This is a genomic window from Pseudarthrobacter phenanthrenivorans (genome assembly GCF_000813845.1).
GTDB classification, from domain to species: domain Bacteria; phylum Actinomycetota; class Actinomycetes; order Actinomycetales; family Micrococcaceae; genus Arthrobacter; species Arthrobacter phenanthrenivorans_B.
The window spans coordinates 16,818-33,947 of the sequence record NZ_JWTB01000011.1 but is presented as its reverse complement, the minus strand read 5'-3'; the positions used below and the strand labels follow the sequence as shown (position 1 = coordinate 33,947).

The 17,130-nt window shown below is 68.1% G+C and carries 18 protein-coding genes; 8 read left to right on the top strand and 10 right to left on the bottom strand.

Annotated features, from left to right (window positions below; translation table 11 throughout):
- The first annotated feature begins 139 nt into the window (after positions 1-139).
- Positions 140-982, top strand: a complete 843-nt coding sequence (locus RM50_RS05690) for an ACT domain-containing protein (protein WP_043450815.1) — start codon at positions 140-142, stop codon at positions 980-982.
- Here the strand turns inward: RM50_RS05690 and RM50_RS05685 are convergent.
- Positions 891-1,475 carry an HPP family protein gene (locus RM50_RS05685; protein WP_082006991.1) on the bottom strand — a complete coding sequence of 195 codons (585 nt, stop codon included), beginning with the start codon at positions 1,473-1,475 and terminating at the stop codon, positions 891-893. The genes RM50_RS05690 and RM50_RS05685 overlap by 92 nt on opposite strands.
- Before the next feature lie 317 nt (positions 1,476-1,792).
- On the opposite strand from RM50_RS05685, the gene RM50_RS05680 reads away from it, so the two are divergent.
- From RM50_RS05680 to RM50_RS05660, 5 genes are all read left to right on the top strand, one after another.
- Complete coding sequence (locus RM50_RS05680; RefSeq protein WP_043450811.1) at positions 1,793-3,151, top strand: MFS transporter; 1,359 nt, start codon at positions 1,793-1,795, stop codon at positions 3,149-3,151.
- A 79-nt stretch (positions 3,152-3,230) separates the two neighbouring features.
- The gene (locus RM50_RS05675) at positions 3,231-3,914 is read left to right on the top strand and encodes a GntR family transcriptional regulator (RefSeq protein WP_043450809.1); all 684 of its coding nucleotides are present in this window, start codon (positions 3,231-3,233) and stop codon (positions 3,912-3,914) included.
- A complete protein-coding gene (locus RM50_RS05670) occupies positions 3,911-4,699 on the top strand; it encodes an aspartate/glutamate racemase family protein (protein WP_043450808.1) in 789 nt (262 codons plus the stop codon). Before RM50_RS05675 ends, RM50_RS05670 begins: the two co-directional genes overlap by 4 nt.
- Before the next feature lie 30 nt (positions 4,700-4,729).
- Positions 4,730-6,157, top strand: a complete 1,428-nt coding sequence (locus RM50_RS05665) for an amidohydrolase family protein (protein ID WP_043450807.1) — start codon at positions 4,730-4,732, stop codon at positions 6,155-6,157.
- 8 nt (positions 6,158-6,165) lie between these two features.
- Positions 6,166-6,891 carry a maleate cis-trans isomerase family protein gene (locus RM50_RS05660; RefSeq protein WP_043450806.1) on the top strand — a complete coding sequence of 242 codons (726 nt, stop codon included), beginning with the start codon at positions 6,166-6,168 and terminating at the stop codon, positions 6,889-6,891.
- A 36-nt stretch (positions 6,892-6,927) separates the two neighbouring features.
- On the opposite strand, the gene RM50_RS05655 is transcribed toward RM50_RS05660, so the two are convergent.
- The 6 genes from RM50_RS05655 to RM50_RS05630 form a co-directional block, all read right to left on the bottom strand.
- The gene (locus RM50_RS05655) at positions 6,928-7,848 is read right to left on the bottom strand and encodes a diacylglycerol/lipid kinase family protein (RefSeq protein WP_043450805.1); all 921 of its coding nucleotides are present in this window, start codon (positions 7,846-7,848) and stop codon (positions 6,928-6,930) included.
- A gap of 72 nt (positions 7,849-7,920) precedes the next feature.
- Positions 7,921-9,294, bottom strand: a complete 1,374-nt coding sequence (locus RM50_RS05650) for an NAD(P)(+) transhydrogenase (Re/Si-specific) subunit beta (RefSeq protein WP_043450804.1) — start codon at positions 9,292-9,294, stop codon at positions 7,921-7,923.
- Positions 9,291-9,611: an NAD(P) transhydrogenase subunit alpha gene (locus RM50_RS05645; RefSeq protein WP_043450803.1), complete on the bottom strand. Its 321-nt coding sequence runs from the start codon at positions 9,609-9,611 to the stop codon at positions 9,291-9,293. Before RM50_RS05645 ends, RM50_RS05650 begins: the two co-directional genes overlap by 4 nt.
- Positions 9,611-10,804, bottom strand: coding sequence for a Re/Si-specific NAD(P)(+) transhydrogenase subunit alpha (locus RM50_RS05640; protein WP_043450802.1), 1,194 nt, complete (start codon positions 10,802-10,804; stop codon positions 9,611-9,613). The genes RM50_RS05645 and RM50_RS05640 overlap by 1 nt, the downstream gene beginning before the upstream one ends.
- Positions 10,805-10,920: 116 nt before the next feature.
- A complete protein-coding gene (locus RM50_RS05635; protein WP_043450801.1) occupies positions 10,921-11,712 on the bottom strand; it encodes an IclR family transcriptional regulator domain-containing protein in 792 nt (263 codons plus the stop codon).
- A 113-nt stretch (positions 11,713-11,825) separates the two neighbouring features.
- Positions 11,826-12,662, bottom strand: a complete 837-nt coding sequence (locus RM50_RS05630) for a shikimate dehydrogenase family protein (protein WP_082006990.1) — start codon at positions 12,660-12,662, stop codon at positions 11,826-11,828.
- A 143-nt stretch (positions 12,663-12,805) separates the two neighbouring features.
- Between RM50_RS05630 and RM50_RS05625 the strand changes: the two genes are divergently transcribed.
- Together RM50_RS05625 and RM50_RS05620 are read left to right on the top strand one after the other, a co-directional pair.
- Entirely contained in the window at positions 12,806-14,143 is a 1,338-nt protein-coding gene (locus tag RM50_RS05625; protein WP_043450800.1) for an MFS transporter, read from the top strand.
- A gap of 177 nt (positions 14,144-14,320) precedes the next feature.
- Positions 14,321-14,911 (top strand): hypothetical protein, encoded by a 591-nt coding sequence (locus tag RM50_RS05620; protein ID WP_156133843.1) that lies wholly within the window; start codon positions 14,321-14,323, stop codon positions 14,909-14,911.
- A gap of 13 nt (positions 14,912-14,924) precedes the next feature.
- Here the strand turns inward: RM50_RS05620 and RM50_RS05615 are convergent, their stop codons facing one another.
- The 3 genes from RM50_RS05615 to RM50_RS05605 are packed head-to-tail and all read right to left on the bottom strand — an operon-like array spanning position 14,925 to position 17,129.
- Positions 14,925-15,737 (bottom strand): IclR family transcriptional regulator domain-containing protein, encoded by an 813-nt coding sequence (locus tag RM50_RS05615; RefSeq protein WP_043450797.1) that lies wholly within the window; start codon positions 15,735-15,737, stop codon positions 14,925-14,927.
- 23 nt (positions 15,738-15,760) lie between these two features.
- Positions 15,761-16,438 (bottom strand): 3-oxoacid CoA-transferase subunit B, encoded by a 678-nt coding sequence (locus RM50_RS05610; protein ID WP_043450795.1) that lies wholly within the window; start codon positions 16,436-16,438, stop codon positions 15,761-15,763.
- Between the two features lies 1 nt (position 16,439).
- The gene (locus RM50_RS05605; RefSeq protein WP_043450793.1) at positions 16,440-17,129 is read right to left on the bottom strand and encodes a 3-oxoacid CoA-transferase subunit A; all 690 of its coding nucleotides are present in this window, start codon (positions 17,127-17,129) and stop codon (positions 16,440-16,442) included.
- Position 17,130: the final 1 nt, after the last annotated feature.

The window sequence follows — 17,130 nt, the reverse complement described above, 5'->3', positions numbered from 1 at the left end:
TGGGGTCGATTTTGACGGGCGGCCGCGCTGACGTTCCCGGTAAATCCTACGGGCCGGCCCCCGGAAGGCGCCCGGCGCGTTCCCATGAATGGAATGCAGGGGCAACGCAGCGGAAACAGCGCGGCACGAAGCTTGTCTCATGAAGCCCTCTCCCCACTCCACGCCCGCCGCTGAACTGCGCTGCGAGGTCTGCGGCCTGATGCCGGAGCCGCCCAAGGCCCGGCTGACCCTGGCGAACGTCGCCGTGATGCTGCCCATCGAGTTACTGGTCCACGCCCTGGTGGTGGAGACCCATCTTCCCTATGTGGCCAAGGTGCTGGTGCTGGCGCTGGCCGCGACGGTCCTGGTGATCTGGGTGGCCGAGCCGTCGGCGGCCCGGATCCTGCTGCGCTGGCTGCATGCCCCGGCCCTGCGGCACCGGCGGCAGCTGGCGTCGGCGCCGTCGCTGTGGCGGGCGCGGACGCTGCTCCGCGACCAGCCCGGTTCGCTGCAGCGGATCACAGCGGCGCTGGCGCGGCTGGACACGAACATCCTGGGCATCCACGTCCACCCGGTGGCGGACGGCGTCCTGGACGAGTTTGTCCTCTCGGCGCCCGGGGAGGTGGGCGAGCGGGAGCTGCTGGCGGCCCTTAACGACGGCGGCGGCACGGCATCCCACGTCTGGCCCACCACCGCCCTCGCCATGGCTGACGGGCAAACCCGGGCGCTGAGCCTGGCGGCGCGCATCGCTGCCGGCCCGGAGGAACTGCCCCTGGCTGTGGCGGAGCTGCTGCACGCACGGATCGTGCCGCCGTCGGACGTCCGATTAAAGACGCCCGACGACGGGACGCACCTGAAGATTCCCACGGCATGGCATGGCCCCATCACCTTCGCCCGGCCGGGGGAGCCGTTCACTCCTGCCGAGTCTGCGCGGGCGCACCGGCTGGCTGAGCTGGCTGAGATCCTGTCCCACCGGCAGGCCAGGTCCCCAGGAGCACATTGAGTCCCCACCCGAGGGCTGTTACCAGGACGACGGCGCCGGCCATGGAGGCCAGCTGGACCGGGCTGGACAGGATGCCCAGGCTGACAATCAAGGTCGTTGCGCCTGCCGGCGGGTGGGGCAGTCCGAGCCAGGTCAGCACCAGGGTGGTGATCCCCACGGACAGTGCGCCGCTGACCACATAAAGCGGGGTCAGGCCGCCCACCGGCGCCGGAGGCTGGTCCTGCAGCCCCAGGGCATAAAGGCACAGGGCGCCGGCAGCCAATCCGACGCCATGCCCCACCAGGGTGTTCACTGGCCGCGATGCTTTTTGTTCGGGCGATTCGAAGAACAGCATCACCGTGGGTCCAAGGCTTGGGAACAGCCAGGGCAGGTGCACCAGGAGGCCCGCCACGCCGCCGGCGGCGAGGACCACGATCGCCAGGACGGCAGCGTAGAGGGCGGCACCCAACGCATTCATGCGTTTCTTCGCCCGGTCCAGGAGCGAGGGGTTCATTGCGGTTCCTTTCCGGCCCATTAGTGAGTCGACGATCGGTCGTTCCGCCGCCGCTATTTGGCCATTACCCCCCGGACAGCTGTCACAATCGGTCCGAAACCCCTCCGGACGGGTCGATCGGGAAAAGTCCTTGACAGTGGCGCGAGTCACTCCTACCTTTGATTTTGGGATCCCAAAGTGGGATCCCAAAACGGGATCCGTTGGATGCTCCGGATCGTCCAGCGCCTCCCCGGCCGGCAGGGATCGACTCCTGCCGGCACGCTTCACGCACGTTCCCACCCTCCCCCATCCGCAAACTTCCCCGTGAAGGAGAAGCTGTGTCCATCCCAAACGCCGAAACAACGGCCACGTCCGACGAGGCCGCACCCCAGACCACGGAACAATCCGGAAAGGGCGGCACGCAACGGCGCACTGCCGTCCGCTGGAAGCTCTTCCTGCTGCTCCTGGTCCTGGTCTCCGTCAACTACATCGACCGCGGCTCCATTTCCGTCGCGCTGCCCATCATCCAGAAGGAATTCAACCTCGCTCCCGAACTGGTGGGCCTGCTGCTCTCGGCGTTCTTCTGGACCTACGCCCTGATGCAGGTGCCCGTGGGCTGGCTGATCGACAAATTCGGTCCACGCAAGGTCATGACCGCCTCCTGCATCGGCTGGGGCGCCGCCACAGCGGCCTCCGGCATGGCAGGAGGGTTCCTCAGCATGTTCATCGCCCGGCTCGGAATCGGCGTGACCGAGGCCGGCGTGATGCCGGCAGGCGGCAAGCTCAACGCCATCTGGATGCACAAGTCAGAACGCGGCCGCGGCGCCACCATCCTGGACGCCGGCGCACCCCTCGGCGCCGGCCTGGGCGGCATCATCATTGCCGGCCTCATTGCCTCCACCGGCAGCTGGCGCTGGGCCTTCGTCATCGCCGGTGCCGCCACCGTCCTCATGGGCCTGGCCGTCTGGTGGTACGTCCGGGACAATCCCCGCCAGCACCGCGGCGTCAACGACGCCGAAGCCGCCTACATCGAAGCATCGCACGCTGCCGAGGACGCAGAGGCTGCCGTGGATGGCAGCAAGGGTAGGCGCGGCCTGCTTCCCTACCTCAAATTCCGCTCCTTCTGGGCCATGTGCCTGGGCTGGCTGGGCTTCAACGGCGTCTTTTATGGCCTGTTGACCTGGGGCCCGCTGTACCTGGCCCAGGCCAAGGGCTTCGACCTGAAAACCATCGGCTGGTCCACGCTGGTGATCTTCGGTGCCGGGTTCGTCGGCGAAATCATCGGCGGCACCATCGCCGATAAGTGGCGCGCCTCCGGCGCCTCCGCCAACCTGGTCATGCGCACCCTCCTGGGTATCTCCAGCGCCGTGGTCATCGGCGGCCTGGTGGGCGTCACTGTGGTCCCTGATGCCACCACCGCCGTGGTCCTGCTCTCGCTGGTCCTGTTCTTCCTGCGCTGGGTGGGCCTGTTCTGGAGCATCCCGTCCATCCTGGGCGGCCGCACCAACGCCGGCGTCCTGGGCGGGGCCATGAACCTCAGCGGCAACATTTCCGGCTTCGTCACCCCGATCGTGGTCGGCCTGATCGTGGGTGCCACCGGTTCCTACACCTGGGCGCTGCTGTACTTCGTAGGTTCCGCGGTGATCATGGGCGCATCAGTGCTCACCCTGAACTACAACAAGCGGCTTCCTGTCTAAGCTGACCCTCGCAGGGAAACCTGCAACCACTGCCCCTGCAGCCGGGAGCAGTGCCCGCACAAAATCCGAATGGAGCATCATGCTGACCGCAGAAGAGACCCAGGACAAGGACCGCCCCCTCCGCGAGACTGTCCGGGACACCCTCCGCACCCGGATTTTCGAAGGACACTATGCTCCCGGCACGCGGCTGGTGGAACGTGACCTGGCAGCCGAGTTTTCCGTGTCCCGGCTGCCGGTCCGCGAGGCCCTGCGGATGCTCCGCCAGGAGGGCCTGATCAGCGACCGTGGTGCCCGCGGGGCCGAGGTGAGCAGCCTTAGCGCCAAAGACGTCGAGGACCTCTTCGATGTCCGCCAGTCGCTCGAGGTCCTCGCCTGCCGGCTCGCCGCCAGGCGCGCCACCAAGGACGACCTCTCCTACCTCAAGGGCCTGCTGGACAACGCCGAGGCCTTCCTGGCCAAAGGTTCCGTCATGGAGGCCCACCGGGCCAACAGCGAATTCCACGACGCCATCACCGCCATCGCTGACAACAACTTCCTTAAGTCCGCCCTGGAGCCCCTCCAGGGCCGGATGCACTGGCTGTTCCGGCACGTCAGCGACCTGCCGGAACTCATCCAGGAACACCGCGAACTCTACGCCGCCATCGCCAGCGGCGACCCGGACCGGGCCGCTGCCCAGTCCGCATCCCACATCGGAAAGTACCGGGACCAGTTCCCCGAGGACTTCCAGAAGACCGAACCAGAATTCCACCGGAAGAGAAAATGAAACTCCTGGTCATCAACCCCAACATCAGCGCAGATGTCACGGCGCTGATCGAATCCGAGGCAATCCGTTCCGCCTCCCACGGCACCGAACTGCTGGTCCGGACCGCCGGCCACGGCGTGGAATACATCGAAACCCGCTTCGAATCCCTGATCGCCGCCGGCGCCGTGGCCGAGATCATCGCCGAACATACCCAACCGGGAGCTGATCCCGTGGATGCCGTTGTGGTGGCCGCCTTCGGTGATCCCGGCATGCCGGCCCTCAAGGAACTGGCCGGGGTGCCCGTCATCGGCATCACCGAGGCAGCCCTGTGCGCAGCCGCGCTGCAAGGCCACCGGTTCTCCATCATTGCCATCTCGGACCGGATCAAGCCCTGGTACCGCGACTGCGTCGAGCAGTTCGGCCTGGCCGGCAGGCTTGCCTCCATCCGCTCCATTAAGGACGCCCTCACCGGGATAGCCTCCGTCCAGGAGGACTTCCGGGAAACCCTGCTGGCACTGAGCCGGCAGGCCGTGGCAGAGGACGGCGCCGACGTCGTAATCCTCGCCGGCGCCCCGCTGGCAGGACTGGCCCGCGAACTCAACGGACAGATCCCCGTGCCCGTCGTCGACGGCATCTCCGCCGGCATCCGCATGGCCGAAGCCGTGGCAGCGCTGCAGTCGGGGCAGCACCGCGCGGGCGCTTTCGCCCCTCCCCCGCCAAAGGACCGCAAGGGCCTGTCCGGCAACCTGGACGCGGCCCTCGCCGCCCGCCAGGAGCACGCCGAAACCCCGCAGCCCGCCGCCTAAACACACTTCACCATTCCAAGGAGGACACCGATGTCCCACCAGCCAGACCTCGTCATAGCCAACGCCACCGTCGTCAACAGCACCGGCCGGCAGGAAGCCCACATCGTGGTGCACGAAGGAAAGATCGCCGCCCTCGTCGACGCCGCCCGTCCGGTCCCCGCGGCGGCCCGCAGCATTGACGCCACCGGAAAGCTCGTGATCCCCGGCGGCGTGGACGGCCACTGCCACGTGGCGCAGGTAACGGGACGCTTCCGGACCCTGGACGACTACCGCACCACCTCCACGGCAGCGCTGTGGGGCGGCACCACCACCATCATCGACTTCGGAATTCCCCGCGACGCCCAGGAAACCCCGCTGGCGGCGGTCCTAAACAAGAAGGAACTCGCCACCGCGTCCCGCTGCGATGTTGCCCTCCACGGTGCCGTGGTCAGCTGGGACGAAACGGTGCCCTGGCAGCTCGAACAGTTGGCCGCGGAGGGCGTCCGCTCGGTGAAGATGTACACCACCAACCGCGGGACCACCATGGCTGACGGCGACACCATCCTCAAGGTCATGCGGGAAATGGTCCGGCTGGACGGCCTCACGTACATCCATGCAGAGCACGACCCCATCATTGCCGACTGCACCGAACAGCACGCACAGGACGGCCGCATCGGCATCGGGCACCTGCACCGGACCCGGCCGGAGCTGGCCGAGGAAATTTCCGTGAAGGAAACCCTGGCGATGGCCGAATACACGGGCGCGCCAGTCTATTTCGTCCACCAATCCACCGCCGGCGCCGTGGACCTGGTGTCGCAGGCCCGGGAGCGCGGCTTTGATGCCTACTCCGAGACCTGCCCGCACTACGTCACCCTGGACGACTCCGTGTACGCCTCCACGTTCCCGGAGTGGTTCGCCTGCTGCCCGCCCATGCGCAGCGCGGAAACCGTGGCCGCCCTCAAGGAGCGGCTGGTGTCCGGCGCCATCCGCACCATGTCCTCCGACCATTCCTGCTACGACCTGTCACAGAAGCGGGAGCGCACCGATGACGTCCGCGCCATGCCGCACGGGCTCCCTGGCGTGGAGACGCGCATGCCGGTCACCTTCACGGCGATGACGTCCGCCGGCGCCACCGTTGAGCAGTTCGTCAGCGCCTTCGCCGCCGAACCCGCACGGATCAACGCCGTCCCCGGCAAGGGCCGCATCGCCGAAGGGTTCGACGCCGACCTGGTGGTTTTCGATCCCGCCGAGGAACGCATGGTGAACGGCGCAGCCCTGCACATGGGCACGGACTTCTCACCCTTCGACGGGAAGGCACTCACGGGCTGGCCCGCCGTCGTGGTTTCCAACGGCAGCGTGGTCCTGGACGCGGACGGCTTCCACGACCCCGGCGCCGCCGGCCGCTTCATCCACCGCAACGGCTTCCGGCAGCACCAGACCGTCCCCGAAGCCGCCCACCTGCCCGCCGCCCTCGCCTAGGAGCCCCCATGCCTGCCACTTCACGCCCCCGCAGGATCGGCATGATCGTGCCGTCCTCCAATACCTGCCTGGAACCCCAGACGTACCGCATCCTTGGCGGCCGCACCGACGTCACGGTGCACTTCACCCGCATCCCGGTCACCCGGATCGCACTGGACGACTCCTCTGACCGGCAGTTTGAGCCGGCCGTCATGCGCGCCGCCGCACAGCTGCTGGCGACGGCGGACGTCGACGTCATCGCCTGGAACGGGACATCGGGTTCATGGCTCGGTTCGGCCCATGACCGGGAGCTGGCCGGCGACATCACCGGCGCCACCGGCATCCCCGCCACCACCTCCACCCTTGCCTACCTCGAGGCTTTCCGGACCTTCGGTACCGAACGGATCGGCCTCTTCACGCCCTACACCGCCGACGTAAACCGCCAAATAATCGAATCGTACGGGCGGGAGGGCATCAAGACGCTGGACCACCGGGCGCTGGGCCTGAGCGACAACGAGTCCTTTGCCCGCGTCACGGACGACGAGATGCGGCCCGGGTCCCTGGAACTGGCCGCCGCGTCCCCCGACGCCCTGGTATACCTGTGCACCAACCTTTACGGCGCAAACATCACCGCTGAGATTGAGCAGATGTCCGGGGTGCCGGTGCTGGATTCCGTGGCGGTCACCCTCTGGCACGCGCTGAAACTGGCAGGCGCGCCGCTGCTGGAACCGCGGTGGGGCAGGCTCCTGGCGTAGCCGGCCCTGCCCCGGCGGGGCCGGCTCCGCAGGACCCTACATCCGCAGGGTGAGGGCTCCGGGCTCCATGGTCATGAGCACGTGCTTGCCCTGGCCCTCGTGGTCGCCGTCCAGCTGGTAGTCGTCCTTGTGCTCCAGAGTGATCTCCACGGTCTTGCCCTGGAAGTACTCCACGGCGGTGTCCTTGCCCCGGCCCCTGCCGATCATGCCCGCCACCACGGAGAGCCAGCCCAGCTTGCCGTGGTGGGGGGCCAGCACGGCAATGTCCAGCAGCCCGTCATCCACCTTGGCGTCGGGGAAGATTTCCAGGCCACCCTGGACCTTGCCGCAGTTGCCCACCATGACGCTGCGGACGCCGCGGTGCACCACGGATTTGCCGTCGATCACCACGGTTGCCTTGACGGGCTTGCCGGGCAGGTTACGGATGCCGGCGTCCACGTAGGCCAGCCAGCCCACCTTGTCCTTCAGGTCCTCGTTGGTGTCGGCCATGATGGTGGCGTCGTAGCCCATGCCGGCCATGACCAGGAACAGCTGCTCCTGGTCCGGGTCGCTGCGCCGGGCCCGGACCACGTCGATCTTCCGCTCGGCGCCGATCAGCGCCCCGGCCATGGCGCCGTCGTAGTCGGTCACGTCCATGCCGAGGTTGCGGGCCAGCAGGTTCCCGGTCCCCAGGGGCAGCAGGCCCATGGGGGTGTCGCCGCCGGCCAGGACCTCGGCGACGCACCGCACGGTGCCGTCACCGCCGGCAGCGATCACGATGTCCGCGCCCTGCGCGAGCGCCTCCTTCGCCTGGCCGACGCCGGGATCCTCCTTGGTGGTTTCCAGCCAGATGGCCTCGCCCCAGCCGTTTTCCACGCAGTGCTTGGCCACCAGGCCGCGCACGTCGATGTCCACCGGCTTGGCGGGGTTGACGATGATGGCGGCGCGCTTGGGTGAAGTGGAGCTGGTGTCAGTCATGGCGTCCTCTGATGGCGGATGGAAAGCAAGCTTCTGAAAGAAGGGTAACCCGGCGGCGGGCCCGTACCGCGCCTAAAGGGCCTTCACCGCGCCCAGCACCTGGGCCAGGGATTCCTTGGCATCGCCAAACAGCAGCGAGGTCTGCGGTTCATACAGCAGGTCGTTTTCGATGCCGGCGAATCCCGGGCGCATGGACCGTTTCAGGAACACCACCTGCCGCGCCTCCGCGACCTCCAGGATGGGCATCCCGAAAATAGGGGAACCGGAGGACGTCTTCGCCGCCGGATTCACCACGTCGTTGGCACCCACCACCAGGGCCACGTCCGCGGTCTTGAACTCCGGGTTGATCTCGCCCATCTCCTTCAGTGATTCGTACGGCACGTTGGCCTCGGCCAGGAGGACGTTCATATGGCCCGGCATGCGCCCGGCGACGGGATGGATGGCGAAATCCACCTCGATCCCCCGGGCTTCCAGGGCCAGCGCCAGTTCCGCGGCCGTGTGCTGGCCCTGGGCCACCGCGAGTCCGTACCCCGGGACGATGATCACCCGCTGGGCGTAGCCCAGCAGGACCGCCACGTCCTCCGCTGAGGACGAGCGGACCGGACGTTCGCTCACCGCGGTGGATCCCGCCGTCGAACCTCCCCTGAAGGCCCCGAACAGGATGCCCGCCACGCTCCTGCCCATGGCCGCGGCCATGGCCCGGGTCAGGATGGTGCCAGAAGCCCCCACCAGGGTTCCTGCCACCACCAGCAGGACGTTGCCCAGCACCAGTCCGGACGCCGCAACGGCCAGGCCGGTGAAGGCATTCAGCAGCGAGATGACGATGGGCACGTCGGCGCCGCCCACCGGCAGCACCAGCAGGACACCGGCGGCAAGGCCCAGGGCAAGCAGCAGGACGGCCAGCGGCAGCGAACCGGTGATGACCACGGCCACACCGGCGGCCACCGCGGCCAGCAGGACCACGGCCATCACCACGGGAAGCCCGGGGAACACGACCGGGCGGGTGGTCATGAGTTCCTGCAGCTTGGCGAAGGTGATGCCCGAGCCGGCAAAGGAAACGGCGCCCACCAGGAGCGTGAAGACGACGGCAACGCGCACCCAGGGGTTGTCCGCATGGCCCAGTTCCAGCAGGGCCACCAGGGCTGCCGCACCGCCGCCCACGCCGTTGAACAGGGCCACCAGCTGGGGCATCTGGGTCATTTTCACGCGGCGGGCCACGGGTGCCGCCACCACTGATCCCACGGCGATGGCGCCCAGGATCCAGGGGATGTTCTCCAGCCGGGCGGACAGAAACACGGTGGCGACGGCGATCAGGGCGCCAAGTGCGCCCACCAGGTTTCCGCGGCGGGCGGTCCGCGGGGAGCTGAGTCCCCGCAGCGCCAGGATGAAGCAGACGGCCGCGGCGAGGTAGAGCAGCGACGTCCAGACCGGGGCCAGGAGACTCATTTGTTGCCCGCCCCCTGCCCGGGCCCGGCCTTGGCGACGTCCCGCTTGGCATGGAACATGTGCAGCATCCGGTCCGTCACCACGAACCCGCCCACCAGGTTGGCGGTGGCAAGGACGACGGCGAGCAGCGCCACGGCCAGGACCCACGGGTCGGCTGCCTGGCCGGCCACGATGATGGCACCCACCAGGATGATCCCGTGAATGGCGTTGGCGCCGGACATGAGCGGCGTATGCAGGGTGCTGGAAACCTTGGACACCACTTCGAAGCCGACGAACACTGCCAGGACCGTGATGGTCAGCAGGGCTGTTCCATCCATCAGAGCCTTCCTTCCTGCCGGGCTGCCGCTGCCGCACCTGTACCGGCCGCGGCCCGTGCCGTGAGCAGTTCCGCCGTGGGCTGGTGCCGGACCGCACCGTCGTGCGTGAGGCAGGCGCCGGCCACCACTTCATCGTCGAAATCCAGGGTGAGCGCACCGTCGCGGACCAGCAGGGCCAGCAGGTTTGCCACGTTCTTGGCGTAGAGGCGGGAGGCGTCGGACGCCATCGCGGAAGCGGGATCCTTCAGGCCCACCAGGGTGATGTGCCCGGTACCGTCGGCGGTGGGGATTGGAATGTCCTGGCCCGGCGCGGAGCCCTCCACGTTGCCCCCGGACTCCGCGGCGAGGTCGACGACGACCGATCCCGGGCGCATCCCCTGCACCATCTCCCGGGTCACCAAAAGGGGAGCCGGCCGCCCGGGGACCGCCGCCGTCGTAATCAATACGTCCGATTGCGCCACGTGCGGTGCGAGCAGCTGCCGCTGCCGGGTGCCGGCGTCGGAACTCAACTGCCGCGCATAGCCACCGGCCGCCTCCGCTGTCTCAAGGTCCAGCCGGATGAAGGTGCCGCCCATGGACGCCACCTCGTCCGCGGAGGCGGGCCGGATGTCGTTGGCGAAGACGCGGGCACCCAGCCGCTTGGCGGTGCCGATGGCCTGCAGCCCGGCCACGCCGGCGCCCAGGACCAGGACGCGGGCCGGCGGGATGGTTCCTGCGGCCGTCATGTAGAGCGGGAAGAACCGCGGCAGCCGGATGGCGGCCTCGAGGACACACCGGTACCCGGCCACCAGCGCCTGGGAGGTGAGGGCGTCCATGGACTGCGCGCGGGAAATGCGCGGCACCAGCTCCAAGGCGAAGGAGGTGACCCCGGCGTCCGCGAGCGCCTGGACGGCGGGCAGCTCTGACGACGGCGACGCGAGCCCCACCGTCACGGCGCCCCGTTTGAGGGATGCAGCGGTGTGCGCATCCAGCGGGCGGACATGGGCCAGGAGGTCCAGCGCGGCGTTATCCAGGCCGGGGACGATGGTGGCGCCGGCCTGGTGGTAGGCGGAATCCGGGTGGCCGGCGCCGTCCCCCGCCCCGGTTTCCACCAGGACCTCCAGGCCCATCCCGGCCAACTGCTTCACAGTGTCGGGAGTGGCGGCCACACGCCGCTCGCCCTCCCGGCGTTCCCGCGGAATCCCCAGCTTCACCCGCTGACTCCTCTTCCTGACGAGCGCTGCAGCGGCTCTGCTGCACGCAGTTGGCTAGAGTCTAGGGCCACCGCTCCCGCTGCGGGAGTGGCGTTGCCGGCTTCGGTGGCAAAGCGTTATCTCGCATCTCCTGCCGGGCCCTGCGGCGGTCCGCCGTAGTCAAGCGCTATGCGGCGGGCGGTTTCCATTAGCTGCGGCAGGACCGACGCTTCGATGTCCTGGGCGGCGGCGCGGTGTGTCTGCAGCGAAACGTTGGCCGCGGCCACCACCTCGTGTCCCCGCCGGACCGGCACCGCCACGCCGCGAAGGCCTTCCTCCAGTTCCTGCGAGACCATGGACCACCCCCTGGCCCTGGCCGCCTCCACTTCCGTCCGCAGGTCCTCGACGCTGCCGATGGAGTGGTCGGTGAAGCGGTGCAGCCGGACCGAGTGGAAGTACTCCTCAAGCTGCGGGGCGGGCAGTCCGGCCAGGAGGACCCGGCCCATGGAGGTGGCCCATGCCGGGAAGCGGGTACCGACGGTAATGGACACGCTCAACAGGCGTGGCGAGGGGACGCACGCAACGTAGACCACGTCACCGCCCTCGAGAATGCAGAGGGAGGTGGTCTCGTTAAGCTCTGCTGCAAGGTCCCTCAGGTGCGGCTCCGCCACCCTGGGCAGGGTCAACGCAGCAAGGTAGGACCTGCCGATGTCCAGGGACCGCGCCGTCAGCTCAAAGGCAGGCCCGGCCGGACGAAGGTAGCCAAGGTCGGCCAGGGTGAGCAGGAAACGCCGGGCGGAAGCGCGGGTCATGTCCGTCCGTGCGGCGACCTGCGAGACGGTGAGCCGGGGCTGGTCCGCGGTGAAGGCGAGCAGGACGTCAAAGGCCTTTTCCACCGACTTCACGAAGTAGCCTGCCTGCTCCTCCACTCCTGTTCCTCCCCGGACCGATAACGCGCACCGGCACTGGCTTGCCGGGCTTTTCGCACCTGTCCGATCATATCGGGCAGCGGTGCCGTCAAAGGGCCGCCGGGAGGCAGGGCCTAATGCCCGTCCCGTAGCCGGACCAGCGTTTCCTGCAGCAGCGTCCGTGCCCGGGCGTCCAGCCCGAGCAGCGGCACCATGGCCACCGCCTGTTCGCGGAGGTGGTCCCACCCGTCAATGGACCGGACGCCCATCGCCTGGGCGCAGGCGACACTGGCGGTGCTGTGGCGGGCGTAGACGAAGTCGTAGAGCACGGCGTCGGGTGCCAGTGCCGAGCCGCCCCAGGCTGGCCCATCGGAGGTGCTCTTCCCGATGGGGGTGGCGTTGACGATCAGGGATGCTTCCGCGGCGAGGTCCTGCGCCTGCTGCCACGTGACGTCCCGGGCGTTGATGCCCAATTCCCGGGCGAGCTCCAGCAGTTCGTGCGACGCCTGCGGGTCCCGGTCGGTGATGGACACGGAGCCCACGTTGTCCCTGATGGCGATCAGGGCCGCGCGCGCCGCCCCGCCGGCGCCGAGCAGCAGGGCATGGCGCTGGTAGGCACCGCCGAGGAGTACTTCGATAGCGGTGATGTCGGTGTTGTGCGCCAGCAGTGTGTGGTCCTGCCGCACCAGCAGGTTGCAGGCACCGCTCAGCCGGACCGGCTCCGCGGCAACGTCTGCGGTTTCGGCGGCCCAGTGCTTGTGCGGCATGGTGACATTGGCGGCCACCATGTCCGGTGCCAGGAGCCTGGCGCGGACGGCGGCCAGGTCACCGTCCGGCGCCACATCCCAAGCCTCGTAGGTCCAGCCGGTGCCAAGTCCGCGCAGGACGGGATTCCACAAGCCGGGTGACATGGCCTGGGACGCCGCCGATCCGATCAGGGCCAGGCGGGAAGGCTGCGTACTCGGTTCCATCTGTTTCCTCCACCTTTCGCGGGCAGCGGCGTTGTGATTGGCGTCACCAGCTAGTATCCTCGATCTAGGCGCATTTCGCACACTTGTTCGTTATGCGTACAAAATATCAGTCCCCCGCCTTCAGCGTGGAAGGAAACCCCGAAATGACCGACATCGCAGCAGGAGCCCAGGCCCAGTCCACGCCTGAGGAACAGCGCCGGCTCAAGCGCGCCAGGAAGGCAGCACTGGCCGCATTCCTCGGCGGCGCCCTGGAGTACTACGACTTCTTCATCTATGCCACCGCCGCTTCCCTGGTCTTCTCCAAGATCTTCTTCCCGGCCGGCGACCCCACGGTTGCCCTCCTGGCATCCTTCGCCACCTTCGGCGTGGCCTACGTGGCGCGCCCCTTCGGCGCAGTGGTGTTCGGCCACCTGGGCGACAAGATCGGCCGGAAGAACACCCTGGTGCTCACCCTGGTGCTCATGGGCAGCGCCACGTTCCTCATCGGCGCCCTGCCGAACTTCGAGACCGCAGGGTACTTTGCCCCGGCACTGCTGGTCCTGCTCCGCCTGCTGCAGGGCCTCTCCGCCGGAGCCGAGACCGCCGGAGCATCGGCCCTCTCCACGGAAGAGGCGCCTGAGGGGCGGCGCGGCTTCTTCGCCAGCTTTGCCATGAGCGGCATCTCCTTCGGCATCGTCCTGGCGTCCCTGGCGTTCCTTCCGGTGGCTGCCATGAGCGAGGCCGACCGGATTGCCTGGGGCTGGCGGATCCCGTTCTGGCTGTCCCTCATCGTGCTCATCGTCGCCTATATGGTCCGCCGGTCGCTGGCAGAGCCGGAGGTGTTCGAGGAAAAGCAGGAACACGGCGAACTGGTGAAGCTCCCCTTTGCCAAGATGTTCCAGACGCACCCGGCGCAGTTCTTCCAGGTAGCGCTGATGTCCTTCGAAACTGTCACCAATACGTTCATGCAGTCATTCGGCCTGGCCTACGCCGTATCCGTCGGCGTCCCGGCCTCCACCATGCTCTGGGTCAGCATCGTGGGCAACGTCCTGGCGGTCGTCACCCAGCCGCTGACCGCGCGGCTCTCCGACACGTTTGGCCGCCGCCCGGTCTTCATCATCGGGGTCCTGGGCTCCGGCATCATGATCTTTGTCTACTTCTCGGTGATCGCCACCGGAAACATCCCCATGATCTTCCTGACCAGCACGTTGATCACCGCCGGCACCTACGCCATGTCCAACGCCATCTACCCCGCCTGGTTCTCCGAACTCTTCAACGTCAAGGTCCGCTACTCCGGCATGGCGATCGGGCTTCAAATCGGGATCCTCTGCGCAGGCTTCACACCGCTGCTCGGCACCGCCCTGGTGGGTGCGGACAAGGCGAACTGGGGTCCGGCAGCCTGGATCGTTGCCGGCTCGTCGATCCTCGCCGTGGCCGGGGCGTGGTGGGCGCTTGAGACCGCCAAAACGCCCCTGCGGCAGCTCGGCAACCCGGTCCGGTAGGGCAGGAACCCCGGACAAAAGGGGGGCGGACGACGGCGGCAAGCAATCCGCCGTCGTCCGCCCCGTGCGTTGTGCCGGCCCGCCCAGTGAAGCCGTGGTGCATCGCGTGGGAACAGTCCCTGCGCGCTGACGTGTGACAATAAGCGGGATTCGCACATCACACATATTGGGGGAACCATGCCAGAGCGCGCAGAATTCGATGCATCACAACCCGGGGAAGGCGGTACGCCGGCCGAACCCCAGTTCGGGCTGCGGGCTCCCGGGGCATGGACTCCCCCGGTGGCCAGCCAGTTCCAAGCGGCAGCGCCGGTCCGCGCAGCCGGTGAGGATGTGGTCCGTGGAGCAATCTTCGCCCTCGCCGCCGTTCCCGTCGGTGTCGCCGCTTGGCTGGTGCTGTGGAACATGGGCTGGATGGCATCGATTGTTGCCTTCATCGCCGCTGCCGCGGCGGCACGGTTGTACGTCCTGGGGACCGGAGGGACGATCAGCCGCCGCGGGGCCTGGGTGGTGACGGCCGTAACGCTCGCAACGGTCCTGCTGTCCTTCTGGGGTGGCATGCTGGTTGATGCCGCCAAGTACCTGGGCGGCGGTTCTCCGCTGACCATGCTGGCCGACGCGGGAACGTGGGACCTGCTCCTTTACAACCTTGCAACGAACCGGGATGTGGTGGACGGGTACGCGGGCGACTTCCTGGTTGCCCTGCTGTTCAGCGCATTGGGCTGTTTCTTCACCCTCCGCCGGCTGTTTGCTGAAACCAGGATCAGCTAGCCGGGCTCCGCTCCTAGCCGCGGGCGGTCAGGTCCGCGGAGATGTGCCGGGCGGTGGCCACGATTTCCTGCGCCACGGACGCCAGGTAGGCTTCCCGGTCCGGTTTGGCTTCCACGGTCTGGGCCTGCAGGGACACGTTCACGGCCGCCACTACCTTGGGGCCGTCATAGACGGGCGCGGCGATGGACATGAGCCCCAGCTCCAGCTCCTGGTCCAGCAGGCACCAGCCCTGTGAACGGACGGCGTCCAGCACCTTCAGCAGCTCCGGGACGGTGCCCAGGGCCCGGGGTGTGAGCGGCTTGATGTCCGCCGCCGCCAGGTAGGCCTTGAGGTCCGCGGGCGGAAGGTGCGCCAGCAGGACCCTGCCCATGGAGGTGGCGTAAGCCGGGAACCTGGTTCCCACGGTGATGCCGATGGTCATGATGCGGCGGGTGGTGACCCGGGCAATGTAGGCGATGTCGGTGCCGTCCAGCACCGCCGCGGACGTGGACTCGCCCAGCTTGAGGGACAACTCCTCAAGATGCGGCTGCGCCAGCTGCGGCAGGGACAGCCCCGAAAGGTAGGCGTACCCCAGCTGGAGGACCTTGGCCGTGAGGGCGAAAGTCTTGCCGTCGGTGCGTACGTAGCCCAGTTCGACGAGCGTGTGCAGGAACCGGCGGGCCGTGGCGCGGGTGAGCCCGGTCTGCCCTGCAACTTCGGACAGGGTCATGACGGGGCGCTCTGCGTCGAAGGCGCGGATCACGGCCAGGCCCCGGGCCAGCGACTGGACGTACTGGTCGCTGGCCTGCGGGGCGGACTGGGTATCGGTGCCTGCGGCGTTGGTCATGGTTACCAATCCTAGAGCCGTCCTCAGGCGGCTGCGGCGGCCTTGAGCGGGACGGGCACCAGGTCCTGGAGTTCCTGCAGGGTGCAGCCGAAGGTTTCGCGGACGGTGACGCCGTCCGGGCCGATGAGGAAGACGGCCTTGTCCGTGTAGACCCGGGTGACGCAGCCAACGCCGGTAATCGGGTAGGTGCAGGCATCCACGATCTTGGATGCCCCGTCGCGGGTCAGGAGCGTCATCATGACGAAGACGTCCTTGGCTCCGGTGGCGAGGTCCATGGCGCCGCCGACGGCGGGAATCGCCCCGGGCGCCCCGGTGTGCCAGTTGGCGAGGTCCCCGGTGGCGGAAACCTGGAAGGCGCCCAGGACGCAGATGTCCAGGTGGCCGCCGCGCATGATCGCGAACGAATCGGCGTGGTGGAAGTACGAGGCGCCGGGGAGCTCGGTGACCGGGATCTTGCCGGCATTGATGAGGTCCCCGTCGATCTGGTCGCCCTTGGCTTCCGGGCCCATGCCCAGCATGCCGTTCTCCGTGTGGAGGGTGATGTTCTGGTCCTCGGTGAGGTAGTTGGACACCAGCGTTGGCTGGCCGATGCCCAGGTTCACGAAGGACCCGGGCGCGATGTCCCTGGCCACCAGCCGGGCCAGGTCGTCGCGGCCCAGCGGCGTCGCCGAGGTCTGGAGGGACGTGTCGGTGAGGCTCATCTCAGGCCACCTTTCCTGCCATGCTGCCGCTGCCGGCAACCTTAACGATGCTGTTGACGTAGATGCCGGGGGTCACGATGTTTTCCGGGTCCAGCCCGCCGGTGGGAACGATCTCGGAGACCTGCACAATCGTGTGTTTCGCGGCCGCGGCCATGATGGGGCCGAAGTTGCGGGCGGTCTTGCGGTAAACCAGGTTGCCCTTGCCGTCGGCCTTGAGGGCCTTGATGAGGGCGACGTCGGCATGGATGGGGGTCTCGAAGACCTGCCATTTACCGTCCAGGAACCGGGTTTCCTTTCCTTCGGCGAGCATGGTGCCGTAGCCGGTGGGGGTGAAGAACCCGCCGATGCCGGCGCCGGCGGCGCGGATCCGCTCGGCCAGGTTGCCCTGCGGCACCAGTTCGAGTTCGATCTCGCCGGCCTTGTACTTGGCGTCGAAATGCCAGGAATCGGACTGCCGCGGGAAGGAGCAGATCATCTTCTTCACCCGGCCCTCCTTGATCAGCAGCGCCAGGCCCTGGTCGCCCTGGCCGGCGTTGTTGTTCACCACGGTCAGGTCCGTGGCGCCGCACTCCAGCAGCGCATCGATCAGTTCGAACGGCTGCCCGGCGTTGCCGAACCCGCCGATCATCACGGTGGAGCCGTCCTTGATGCCGGCGACGGCGTCCTGGACCGAATCGACAAAGTTCAGCATG

Coding starts and splice junctions, on each gene's coding strand:
- RM50_RS05690 (WP_043450815.1), top strand. CDS start 140: ATGAAGCCCTCTCCCCACTCCACGCCCGCCGCTGAACTGCGCTGCGAG.
- RM50_RS05685 (WP_082006991.1), bottom strand. CDS start 1,475: ATGAACCCCTCGCTCCTGGACCGGGCGAAGAAACGCATGAATGCGTTG.
- RM50_RS05675 (WP_043450809.1), top strand. CDS start 3,231: ATGCTGACCGCAGAAGAGACCCAGGACAAGGACCGCCCCCTCCGCGAG.
- RM50_RS05670 (WP_043450808.1), top strand. CDS start 3,911: ATGAAACTCCTGGTCATCAACCCCAACATCAGCGCAGATGTCACGGCG.
- RM50_RS05665 (WP_043450807.1), top strand. CDS start 4,730: ATGTCCCACCAGCCAGACCTCGTCATAGCCAACGCCACCGTCGTCAAC.
- RM50_RS05660 (WP_043450806.1), top strand. CDS start 6,166: ATGCCTGCCACTTCACGCCCCCGCAGGATCGGCATGATCGTGCCGTCC.
- RM50_RS05655 (WP_043450805.1), bottom strand. CDS start 7,848: ATGACTGACACCAGCTCCACTTCACCCAAGCGCGCCGCCATCATCGTC.
- RM50_RS05650 (WP_043450804.1), bottom strand. CDS start 9,294: ATGAGTCTCCTGGCCCCGGTCTGGACGTCGCTGCTCTACCTCGCCGCG.
- RM50_RS05645 (WP_043450803.1), bottom strand. CDS start 9,611: ATGGATGGAACAGCCCTGCTGACCATCACGGTCCTGGCAGTGTTCGTC.
- RM50_RS05630 (WP_082006990.1), bottom strand. CDS start 12,662: ATGGAACCGAGTACGCAGCCTTCCCGCCTGGCCCTGATCGGATCGGCG.
- RM50_RS05625 (WP_043450800.1), top strand. CDS start 12,806: ATGACCGACATCGCAGCAGGAGCCCAGGCCCAGTCCACGCCTGAGGAA.
- RM50_RS05620 (WP_156133843.1), top strand. CDS start 14,321: ATGCCAGAGCGCGCAGAATTCGATGCATCACAACCCGGGGAAGGCGGT.
- RM50_RS05615 (WP_043450797.1), bottom strand. CDS start 15,737: ATGACCAACGCCGCAGGCACCGATACCCAGTCCGCCCCGCAGGCCAGC.
- RM50_RS05610 (WP_043450795.1), bottom strand. CDS start 16,438: ATGAGCCTCACCGACACGTCCCTCCAGACCTCGGCGACGCCGCTGGGC.
- RM50_RS05605 (WP_043450793.1), bottom strand. CDS start 17,129: ATGCTGAACTTTGTCGATTCGGTCCAGGACGCCGTCGCCGGCATCAAG.